At 56.9% G+C, this 9,949-nt stretch carries 11 protein-coding genes; all 11 read right to left on the bottom strand.

Translation table 11 applies throughout. The features are described 5' to 3' along the window. On the bottom strand, positions 1 to 566 hold a 566-nt coding region (locus AWM69_RS11830), incomplete at its 3' end, for a head maturation protease, ClpP-related (RefSeq protein ID WP_218726916.1). After that, complete coding sequence (locus tag AWM69_RS11825) at positions 563 to 2,047, bottom strand: phage portal protein (protein ID WP_218726914.1); 1,485 nt, start codon at positions 2,045 to 2,047, stop codon at positions 563 to 565. The genes AWM69_RS11825 and AWM69_RS11830, both read right to left, overlap by 4 nt. After that, positions 2,047 to 2,253: a phage head-tail joining protein gene (locus tag AWM69_RS11820; protein ID WP_133079633.1), complete on the bottom strand. Its 207-nt coding sequence runs from the start codon at positions 2,251 to 2,253 to the stop codon at positions 2,047 to 2,049. Before AWM69_RS11820 ends, AWM69_RS11825 begins: the two co-directional genes overlap by 1 nt. A gap of 2 nt (positions 2,254 to 2,255) precedes the next feature. Further along, positions 2,256 to 4,271 (bottom strand): phage terminase large subunit family protein, encoded by a 2,016-nt coding sequence (locus AWM69_RS11815; protein WP_218726913.1) that lies wholly within the window; start codon positions 4,269 to 4,271, stop codon positions 2,256 to 2,258. Between the two features lie 4 nt (positions 4,272 to 4,275). Then, positions 4,276 to 4,836, bottom strand: a complete 561-nt coding sequence (locus tag AWM69_RS11810) for a hypothetical protein (RefSeq protein WP_218726912.1) — start codon at positions 4,834 to 4,836, stop codon at positions 4,276 to 4,278. Positions 4,837 to 4,988: 152 nt separating this feature from the next. Further along, the gene (locus tag AWM69_RS11805) at positions 4,989 to 5,333 is read right to left on the bottom strand and encodes a phage holin family protein (protein ID WP_218726911.1); all 345 of its coding nucleotides are present in this window, start codon (positions 5,331 to 5,333) and stop codon (positions 4,989 to 4,991) included. A gap of 268 nt (positions 5,334 to 5,601) precedes the next feature. Further along, positions 5,602 to 6,084 carry a hypothetical protein gene (locus tag AWM69_RS11800; protein ID WP_218726910.1) on the bottom strand — a complete coding sequence of 161 codons (483 nt, stop codon included), beginning with the start codon at positions 6,082 to 6,084 and terminating at the stop codon, positions 5,602 to 5,604. 163 nt (positions 6,085 to 6,247) lie between these two features. Then, complete coding sequence (locus AWM69_RS11795) at positions 6,248 to 6,415, bottom strand: hypothetical protein (protein WP_218726909.1); 168 nt, start codon at positions 6,413 to 6,415, stop codon at positions 6,248 to 6,250. Further along, positions 6,412 to 9,126, bottom strand: coding sequence for a DUF5906 domain-containing protein (locus AWM69_RS11790; protein WP_218726908.1), 2,715 nt, complete (start codon positions 9,124 to 9,126; stop codon positions 6,412 to 6,414). Before AWM69_RS11790 ends, AWM69_RS11795 begins: the two co-directional genes overlap by 4 nt. Beyond that, the gene (locus tag AWM69_RS11785) at positions 9,123 to 9,329 is read right to left on the bottom strand and encodes a TraR/DksA C4-type zinc finger protein (RefSeq protein ID WP_218726907.1); all 207 of its coding nucleotides are present in this window, start codon (positions 9,327 to 9,329) and stop codon (positions 9,123 to 9,125) included. The genes AWM69_RS11790 and AWM69_RS11785 overlap by 4 nt, the downstream gene beginning before the upstream one ends. Continuing rightward, positions 9,322 to 9,810 carry a phage regulatory CII family protein gene (locus AWM69_RS11780; protein WP_218726906.1) on the bottom strand — a complete coding sequence of 163 codons (489 nt, stop codon included), beginning with the start codon at positions 9,808 to 9,810 and terminating at the stop codon, positions 9,322 to 9,324. The genes AWM69_RS11785 and AWM69_RS11780 overlap by 8 nt, the downstream gene beginning before the upstream one ends. Positions 9,811 to 9,949: the final 139 nt, after the last annotated feature.

Genomic DNA, 9,949 nt, shown 5'->3' with positions numbered 1-9,949 from the left:
AAGGCCACTGCCTCGCTCGCTGTGAGCCAGGTTTCGGCATTGACCATGCGCCGCAGCTCGACTTCATCAATGTTCGGCGCCTTGGATTTGTAGGCGGCAATGATGACTTCCAGCGCCTGATCCAGCGCGGCGGCAACCTTGCGCAAGTCCTCGGCATCGCCGGATGCGTAGGTGTAGGGGTTATGAATCATCAGCATGGCATTGGACGCGATCACGACCTTGTGCGCGCCGCACACCGCAACACTTGCCGCGCTGGCTGCCAGTGCATCAACCCGGCCGGTGCAACGCTCGCCAAGCCGCGACAGCGCGTTGTGAATGGCCAGACCGTCAAACAGGTCGCCGCCGATGCTGTTAAAGGCCACAACAATTGGCGACACGCCGTCATCGAGCGCTGCAAGGTCACGCACAAACTGGTTGGCAGTGATGCCCCAGGTACCGATCTCACCGTAGACATAGACCTCAATGCTGCGCGCCTCGGCCTCGCCGCTGGCCTTCAGGCTGTACCAGTGTTTGTTTTGCGTCGCCGGTGGATCACCGGCCTTGTTGAAAATGCGTAGCCTGTTCATGGTTTCTCCTTGTCGGCAGGCTCTTCTGGCAAGTCGACGAGCGTTTTGTAGTTGAGGCCCAAGTCACGGGCGCGGGCCTGATCGGCAGCGTTTTCAGCATCGACGGTTTCGGCGTCGTAGCCTGAACGCAGGACCATTTCACTGCGGGAGTTAAAGCCCGCATTGACCTCCATCATTCGCGCCTGAATGTCCTGCACTGGCTGGATATAGGCCCAACCCTGCGGTACCCAGCGGGTGCGCAGGTATTCGCGGCGCCGTTGCGCGTAGTCGTTCAGCTTGAGGCGACCGGCTAACACCGCCATGTCCATCCATGCGGCTCGGACCGGGCGGCAGAGTTGGTGGACGTACACACCGAACTGCAGTTGCTCCAGTCGCCGGCGGAACTCGTTGAGCACGACCCGTAACGCACGATCGTTAACCTCGCGCATATCGCCGGTGAGGATCTCGTAAGGCGTGCCGGTACCGGCTGCTGCGGCCATCAATTGTTGGCGCATAAAGTCCGGGTAGTTGTTGCCCGCATCCGGCGGCTTGGAAAACTCCACCTCTTCGCCCGGTCCCAGTTCCTGCATGGTTCCGGGCTCCAGCGCGACCATCGGGGTAAAGCCGTCGCGGTCTTCGTTGAAGGGCTGGCCGGTCACCGGGTCGAGCGCTAACTGCCTGCCTTCTGGCGGCGGCCGGGAGATAAAGCCGGCAAACAGGTTGGCCACCTCCTGGCGAAACAGCACCGCGTCGTCGTAGTTGTCCAGGCTGCGCAAGCGTTTAAGTACCGGTGCCAAACGCGGCACGCCGCGCAACTGGCCGGGCTCGACCGGTTCAAAGATATGCAGCACCTGCTCGGCCGGTACCCGCACTAACTGGTTGTAACCGGCGTTCAACGACGAGGCATCGCGGGGGTGAACGCGGTACATCCAATAGGCCACCCGCTGGTGAGCCGGGTTGAACTCGATCCCGGCACGGATGCTGTTGCCGTTTTTGGCGGGCTCAAATTTGTCATGGGGTACAAATTCGGGAGCCAGTACCTGGAGCTGCAGCGGTACTGCCAGATCCTCGTCCTGGCCCCGTGGTCGAAGGCGCACAAAGCACTCACCGGCCGTTTCCACGGTTCGGGCAATCAAGGCCTGCTGGCCGTAAAAGTCGGTCAGGCCATCAGCGTCTGATTCATCAACCCAGTCGTCCCACAGCTCCTGCTGCACTTTGCGCAGGGCATCGTCCTCGATCTTGGGTCGTGGAGTGATGCCCGTGCCGATCAAGTTGCTGACGCGTTTGTCGATGACGTTGAAGGCGTACGGGTCATTGCGCACCGCGGCCCGTGAACGTGCACGCAGGTTGCGCAAGGCCGGGGTATTGATGCTGTTGATGCCGATATCGGGCGCGTCCCAACTGGCCGAACGCCTGCCCTCACCGGCTCCTTCGTAACTGGCTTTGATCCGTTCCGGCAGCAAGAAGCCGCTGCGGGTCAGGGTTGGATAGTGGCGTGCCATTAGAGTCCCTTGCCTCCGTGATAAAGCCGGATCACCCGCGAGCGCGGCCCCGCCGAAGCCACCAGCGAAGTGCGGATCTGGTCACGGGCCTTGAGCAGCTCATCCACCGTGCGGTACTCCACAGTACGATCGGCGTAGCGCACGGTTTTTTCGCCACGCGCGATGGCCGCCTCAACCGCGTCGAGGTGCTTCTGGGTAAAGGACATAATCAGCGTCTCTTGAGATAGCCGCTGCTGGAGCTGCGACGTTGAGGAGGTCGTGCGACCGGCTTCGGTGGAGCTACTGGGGTTGGTACAGGATCAGGATCAGGTGATTCCATTGCGGGCTCGGAAACAATGACTGGCCGCGAAACTTTCGAGGAAGCAGTCGGTGCTTTTTCGGCAAACAACTCAGCCTGAGCCAGTGCCTGGGCAACTCGGTCCCAGTCACGCTCCTTGTAGCGATCCAGCCCTAGGTAATGGGCCATTGCCAGGCAATAAACCATCAAGTCCAACGCTTCGTTACGCTCGGACTTGCCTTTGATCCACTCGGTGACCGGCTTACCTTTCACGTAACGCGTCATTCGGCGTTCAGCCACGCACTGCGCAAAAAAGTCATCGGGCAAATCTTTCGCAAAGTGCAATGCCCCAGGACCGCTTTCAAACGGGTAACGGTTATAGATCCAGTCCTTGGCAGTATCAGTCCCGACGATCCAAAGCTCGGCGCCGTTTCGTTCAGTTTGGCCACGCCATGTCACATCGACCATCGAAGGCCGCTGGGCAATGGGGGGTTTGCCAGGCTTACTCGCACCTTTGATTGCAAACACATTGCGCCACCGCCGCAGACGGCAGAACTGGTACACCTCATTTGTGTGGTGTCCCCCGGTGTCGATAGCCGTCGCCAAAATCGACAAGCCCACGCCGCATGGATGCCAATAACGCGACTTCAACTTTTCATCCAGCGCGGACCAGGTGCGCTCATCAGAGGGATCACCCATGATGACCTGGTGATCGATAATCCAGCGCTCTAAGCCCACCCCCCAACCCATCACCATGAATTCAAGCCGGTTGGCCTGCACATCGACCGAAGCTGTGAGCATCAAAGCGCCTTTCGGTACAGAGCCAAGGACATAGTCTTCCTGTAAGGCACGGGCCTGAAGAACGCTAGCCTTGGTCTGCTCCTGAGTGCTGTCCCAGACCTTGGCCAACCGGGTGTTGAAGAACACCTGCATCGCTTCCAGGTCACCACTGGCCTGCTTCACAATGGCCTCGTCGTAGTCCTTGGCCATCGACAACCAACTGGTCCAACCCAATGGCGCATACAGGGCATTGAGGTGAAACCCTACAGTTTCACCATCCCCTTCAGCGTGAGAACGCCACTCGCCCTGGGCCAGCATTTCACCTTTGTGGTGCTCTTCAATCAGTGCACCACAATCAGGGCCGCTGCAGAGGTACTCAATACGGCTGTAATCCTCCGTGTATTTGAGGTTCTCCCACTCAAGAATTTGCATGTGTCGGCAATGAGGGCATGGGACGTAGTAGTAACGCTGGTCGCTGATAGCAAATAGATCAGCGATGCGAGAAGCACCTTTCAGCGTGGGCGAACTCGAAAAGTAGAACTTGGCTTTCCTGCCGAAGGTGCTGCCACGGATTTCAGCGAGCTTGACCGGGTCACCCTCGTTGCCTACGTCCACCTCCCAACGGTCAATTTCATCACCATAAATAAACCGGGCGGCCAGCTCTGCCAGGTTGGCTGCCGAGCCTGCTGTCACTGCATACAAGGTACCACCCTCAAACTCCTTGGTGTCCTGGGTATTCTTGGCATCGCGTGACCTCGGCGCAGCCACTCTTTCGCGCAGCACGGGGGTGGCGTCTATGGTCTTGCTTATCCGGGATGAAACCCGTGACGCCAGTTTGAGTGTTGGGAGCAGCGTCAGAATGTTCGACGGCGACATGTGGATAAGCGCGCCAATCCAGTTCAAAGCTATCTGGGTTTTCATCAACTGCGAAGCCACCATCGTGACCACGCGTTTGCAGGGGTGAGCCGGAGACAGACAACGCATTGGCTCCCGGGCGTATGGAGTGCGAGCGGTTCGATATTGACCTGGCTCAGCAGCACCGACACTACGAGGAATGCGCATGTACTCGTCGGCCCATTCATCAACCCAGAGATCCGGGTCTGGTCGCAAGCCACGGTAATACGCCAAACGGTAAACCTCCGTTCCGTCAGCGTATGGAAAGTACATATGATCAGCTCTTGGTAAGTGCTCGGGAAAGATCACTGATGGACATGCGTTCAGCGTCTTCAAGCGTTCTGCGAATAGAAGTAGTTAGGTGTTTTTCGATTTCCCAGGGATCGGTCATCGCAACCAATTCAGAGGCAATCTGCGGTGGCAGTCCAAGAAGTAGATCCCGCAGCATGCGGCCTGCTTCAAAAGCCGCCTTATCGACGACGCTCGCCTCTACCAGAGAGCCGTTTTCTTTTCGGACCTGGGCTTCGATCTGTTCCGCCTGGGCGTGTTCACGACGTGCCCGGGAACGCTGGTAGTCAGGAATAGACGGAAGCGAGGCGTTAGCCAGTGTGTGAATCGGCGCAGTAGCTGGAGTACTGGCCTGCTTGTCCTGAGCATGACGAGCGCTCACACCAGCCTTGCTGGGGTCACGAGTCATCGCCAGAAATTGCTCACTGGCGTCAACATCCACAAGGCCTGCTTCATTCAAAACCAGACGATCATTTTGAATCAGCTTGCTGATGTGTTGTTTGGACCAACCCTTGAGTTCGCCATATTCCTTACGTGTCAAAAACGCCATGTGGTCGTCCCTTTCAATACCTAGTCAACTGGTCAACCAGTCAACTGTGGTCAACTAACTTTGAAACCCAGCCACTAACGATTTCCCGCGGGTTTCCTGCCCCGTACCCTTGGATATTCCCCAGGGTCCCCGGCAGGATTTCGACTTGGCATTCAGTCTGCGCGATCAATCGGGGTCGGAACCTCACAAACCCCGAGGCGCTTGGCGGCCCAGCGTTCGTAAAGGCCAATGGCAACGTCCGCCCCGGCCATCGCGGTGAGGCAACCCACCGCCGATGACGCCCAGATCGACACACCGTTAGCATGCAGCAACATCATCGTGGACAGCCCGCAGCCAATACAGGCACCCGATCGCAAGGCCAGGCGCCGTACCAGCGACCAGCCCCGGGCGCCGTCCTTATCTGCTCGCCACATCTCGCCCGATACACCGCCGATCAAGGACAGTGCGATCACCAGCCAGATCGGCATATCAGCTAACGCTTGTTGCTCAGTTGTCATGTATGACCTCAATCAAAGAGCGGCGCGTGGTGCTGAAAAAAGAAAACCCCGCCGGGGTGGGCAGGGTTTTCAGTGCGCTGGTGTATGCCAGGGCTTGGTGCACAGCACGTGCTCGGGGAGCGCCTAGGCGCAGAATTCATATCGTGGGGACTTTTTACCCCTGTTCGGTAAAACCGAAAAGTGGGAATTTTCGGTCATTCTGCTCTACTCACTTTGACGCAACTTTGACGCAGGCTTGAGGTAAGTCACCCCGACAAACGGTCAGCGCTTAACCTGCATTGCTCAGCAACGTTGCACGTGTCAGGTTGGTCTCCAGATGGCCGCTGCGCCGAGTATAACCTCGAGTGGTACCGCTTCGAACGGTCAGGATCAACATCACTTGTTGATGCAGTCGTTTAACCCAGTTGCGATACGTTTGGTCTGCCCCCTCAGTGATGCCGAGGAGCCGCATCTGTTCACGTCGCGATATCGCTGGTTGATGCAGGTAACGCAGTCGGGCCAACTGGGCCAGTTGCTTACCTTTGGTTGACTGGCGATCCAACTCGGCAACGGCCGCCGCCACTTCGCTGGCAATGTGATCCATGCCTGCGCCCGCTCCCACCAACAAATCCCGCGAACCGGCCGTACCCCTTGGAGCGCAGCCGCCGTATTGCATGATTGTGGCCATTGGACTACCCAAGCCACCAGCATCCCCAATGTGGCAATGCTGCTCGCCCCAGTGCTGCATAAGCTCTTCGATTTCCTGAATCATCCTCATCTACCCCCTGAAAACCCAACCCGACACAGAAAACAGCCAACCCGACACACACCTAACACACTTAAAAACCTTTAAAAACATACTCTTAATGCCCTATGTGTTGGGTGTGTCAGGTGTGTTGGGGTTCTTCTTACGTACGAGAAATAATTTATAAACATCAGTCTTTGATTTGTTTGGCATGCACATACGCCCGCATGTGCGAGAAACCCAACACACCTGACACACCGATCCCGAAAGCCTTTAAAAACGTGGCCTGTAGCTGTGTCAGGTTGAAGGTAATGACCCGCCACACTGTCAACACACCCCACACAGATTGGGTCGTCATGCTGCGCTGTCCTGTCGTAGCCCGAACTTGACGTGCTCCCAACTGCCCACACTCCAGCCCCCGGCTTTGGCTGCTTCGCGCCAGGCAACGACCGCCGCCCCGAGCCCGGCCGCTGTCACAGATGGGGGTGGGGAAGGTGCAGGATCGATGCCAGCCCAAGGGAAGAAGAACGTACCAAAGGATCGCCGCGAGCCATCCATCCAGGGCTTGCCCTGAATCTTGTCCACTTCGGTGGAGATGAATCCGCTGAACTTGGTATGACTTAAGGTGTGTTCCTTGTTGCGGTGGCACCATTCCAAAAACAACGCGTACAGATCACTGCTGACGCACACGCTAAATGGTGCTCCCAGCAGGCCATTACGCCACTCACGCAGAAAGGTTTGCCAACTGGCCATACTCAAATCTACCAAGCGTTGGCGGGCTTCGGTGTTGGGTGGCCGGGTACGCTGATCGAAGTCCCCCAAGTCATAACTGAGCAGGTATTCATAAAGCGCCGGGATGCCATCATTGGCCAGCTCGTACTTCACCCTCTCCTGCTCCTCAGGCCCCAGTGTCTCCTTGGGCCACACTACCAACATCCGGCGGTCATTTTCACCAATGGGCCAGGGCATGATCTCGTTGGAGAGGAACACCGCATTCATGTGGTTGGCTTCCTCCCAACCATTAACAAACTTGGATTCCATACGCACCGTTTTGCCGGTGACCATGTGTTTGATCTTGCCCACCTGGTTGTATCGCTGGTCACGGCTAACCACTTCCTCGAACACGCCATACAGCTTGTTTGACTGCCATACCGTCCAGCTCGACTCCAGTTGTGACTGCCCAACTGTGGCCGCATATTCGCCATAAATTGCGCCCATGATGTCGCTGAGCAACAAGCTCTTGCCGCTGCCTTCCATGGTCGAGTGCAGTAACACGGCTGTGTCCATCTTGGCGCCAATGTTTTGCAGCGGGTATGCCAACCACTTGATCAACCAATCAGTTGCCGCTTCGTCGTGGTTGCACAAAAAACCAAACAGCGAGCGCAAGGTACGGCACTTGTACGGTGCATCGATCGGGACCAAAGGCAGTCCCTCAAAGGTATTGATGTACACCTCCGGGTCTTTGGTCATACGTGGATCGAACACAATGTGCTGCATGTCCACGGTGCGCCGGTCAGGGCTGTTCAACCACATGCCATAGGCATCACCCAACGCCATACGCATAGCACCCTCGGGGACTCGGCGGCGGCATTTAATGTCCCAAGAGTCTTTGGTGCCGTCTATATAGACGTAGCGTTCGGTCGGGCTCATGCCCTCCCCTGATACCTGCTTGAACTTGGCCTCTGCTTTCGCTTTGCTGGCTTGGCGCTCCGCCATGTCATCGGCAATGACCTTTTTCTGCGTCGACTCAAACCAGTCTTTGGCCAGCGCTTTGGTGACCAACAATTCAAACGCAGGCTTTTTGATAATGACACGCCTGAACATGTCGAAAACTGCAGTCTTACCTTCGATCAAAGCAAAACGCTGAAAGATTCGCTCGGGCGTCCAATCACTCCCCCCGCCCCCCTCAGGTGCAGGAGCCGCTGCGACGGATACGGATTCGCCCGGCCCGCTGGCCTCCTCAGATGGGGTCGGGGGAAGATCCGCCGGGGATGGTCGGGACGACTGCTGCATACCCAACATGCGCGCAGCATCTTTGACCGCTTTGGACTGATCACCGTCATGCTCGAGCAAGCAGAACACCTCAAACGCATCGTTCTGGTGACCATTGGCCAATGGATCTGCCCCGTGGTGCGAATACAGCTTGCCATCGGTGATGGTGATACCCGGTAAGCCCGTGCTGCTTTGCGGATAAAGCCATTTACTGCCGCGCTTGATGTACCCGTGAGTGCGCAGTAATTCTTCAACATCATGACTGCGGTTGAATTCATCAATCACCGAAGGCCGATTGCCAGTTACCTGGGTAGACGACTTGCTCGACTTTGGTTTGACCTTTTCAGCCTTCGGCGCCCAAGGGCAAGCAGCCTCGGCATCACGTTTAAAAATGTCCCAGTTTTGCCAAATGGCCAGTAAGTCGGTGGTCAACACCGGCAGGCCATCAGCGGAGGGTGGTGTGCGCCAGGTATACGGTTTACCGGTACCGGGATGAATTGAAGGAGGCAATACGTCTTGCACCAAGCCTGCGCGCAACTCGAAAACCGTGAACCGCTTGTAGGGCTCGGCTTCGGCACGTGCAGCCGCTTCACCATCCAAATCGCCTGCTTCTTTTGCTGCTTTGGCTTTCTCGATCAGACCTTTAAAAATCGACCCATCAGGGTCGTTTTCGTTGGGCCATGCAAGCGAATGACGCGTGAGATCTATTCCATCCGGCAACTGGAACAGAATACGAAAACGCGCTGGGTTACCGACTACTGTCGGGTACACCAGCGCCATTGCGTCCAAGTCCAGGCCGAGCAACTCGTACAAGACGTGGCGTGTCCACTGGACATCATCAACGTCTAATGAGCACACCCGGCTCGGCCCTAAGACTACGCCAAGGTTGTGCGTTGGATTTGCAGCCCAGAAGGCTTCGGCAGCCTGTGCATCAGTGATGTAACCACCGGGCTTATTCCAGCCAAACTCTTTGGGAGCTTTCTCACCCGGTTCGATGGCAACAAGTGCCAGTTTGAAGGTGTCAATGTAACGTCGTGCCCATGTCGCCATAGGCACAGCGTGAAAGCGATCGGTCATCTGCGGCGCTCCCGCAACTCTTGGCAACTGACGCAGGTTTGGCAGCCTTTGACCTTCTCCTGGCGGAGAACAGGTATCGGTTCATCGCAATCAACACAGATTGATGCACTGAGCGCGGATGCTGAAGCTCGCTGACGTTGCTCCAAAGCGCGTTGTAAAAACTCATCCGCATAGTCATTAGCCAGATCAACGATGTCAGCCATTATCGCGATCCTCCATTGCCTGGCGTGCGCCGGCCATGATGCCCAGTACCTCGCGGATTACGTCCATGCCACGCTTCTCAAGAATGGCAACTTCGTGAGCCTCCCAAATTTCGTCGGCTACACCGTCGTGCATACATGACACAAACTCGCCAGATTCATGAAGCAACTTGCCTACCGCTTTTAACGCTTCTTTTGTGGCAGGCACAGGTGTTGGCTTGTACCAGACAGCTCCGGCTGGGCGCACTAAGGCATCGAGCAAACGCGGATCAGCCGTGAGGCGAATCACCTCCTCCAGCTCATCCGGCGTAAGCCAGCGGCGTTCTTCATCAAGCTTGAGCTTCTTCTGCAGGGAGTCGTTGTCGATCACCATTGCGAATGCAAGTGCGGTGACACCACCCTTGTAGGAACGTCCTGCGCGATAGAGCGCGTGACGCAATGAAAGCACCGGACCAGCGTCCGGTAATAGATCGATGCGACTCATAACCGTAAAAACCCCTTTTACGGTGTAGCCATAAAACAGGGTACGCCCTATCCTACGACCACGACCGATGTACATGTGCTGTGTATCGTCGTAGCTGGACCGGAGGATCTTTGGTGAGAGGCTCCGGTCCAGCATCCTT

This window comes from Pseudomonas sp. D1HM, assembly GCF_019266105.1.
Classification (GTDB): Bacteria; Pseudomonadota; Gammaproteobacteria; order Pseudomonadales; family Pseudomonadaceae; genus Aquipseudomonas; species Aquipseudomonas taetrolens.
This window is presented reverse-complemented; position numbering and strand designations above follow the sequence as displayed.

Excerpts from the sequence above, each read along its gene's own strand:
- AWM69_RS11825 (WP_218726914.1), bottom strand. The coding sequence starts at position 2,047 with ATGGCACGCCACTATCCAACCCTGACCCGCAGCGGCTTCTTGCTGCCG.
- AWM69_RS11820 (WP_133079633.1), bottom strand. The coding sequence starts at position 2,253 with ATGTCCTTTACCCAGAAGCACCTCGACGCGGTTGAGGCGGCCATCGCG.
- AWM69_RS11815 (WP_218726913.1), bottom strand. The coding sequence starts at position 4,271 with ATGTACTTTCCATACGCTGACGGAACGGAGGTTTACCGTTTGGCGTAT.
- AWM69_RS11810 (WP_218726912.1), bottom strand. The coding sequence starts at position 4,836 with ATGGCGTTTTTGACACGTAAGGAATATGGCGAACTCAAGGGTTGGTCC.
- AWM69_RS11805 (WP_218726911.1), bottom strand. The coding sequence starts at position 5,333 with ATGACAACTGAGCAACAAGCGTTAGCTGATATGCCGATCTGGCTGGTG.
- AWM69_RS11800 (WP_218726910.1), bottom strand. The coding sequence starts at position 6,084 with ATGATTCAGGAAATCGAAGAGCTTATGCAGCACTGGGGCGAGCAGCAT.
- AWM69_RS11795 (WP_218726909.1), bottom strand. The coding sequence starts at position 6,415 with ATGACGACCCAATCTGTGTGGGGTGTGTTGACAGTGTGGCGGGTCATT.
- AWM69_RS11790 (WP_218726908.1), bottom strand. The coding sequence starts at position 9,126 with ATGACCGATCGCTTTCACGCTGTGCCTATGGCGACATGGGCACGACGT.
- AWM69_RS11785 (WP_218726907.1), bottom strand. The coding sequence starts at position 9,329 with ATGGCTGACATCGTTGATCTGGCTAATGACTATGCGGATGAGTTTTTA.
- AWM69_RS11780 (WP_218726906.1), bottom strand. The coding sequence starts at position 9,810 with ATGAGTCGCATCGATCTATTACCGGACGCTGGTCCGGTGCTTTCATTG.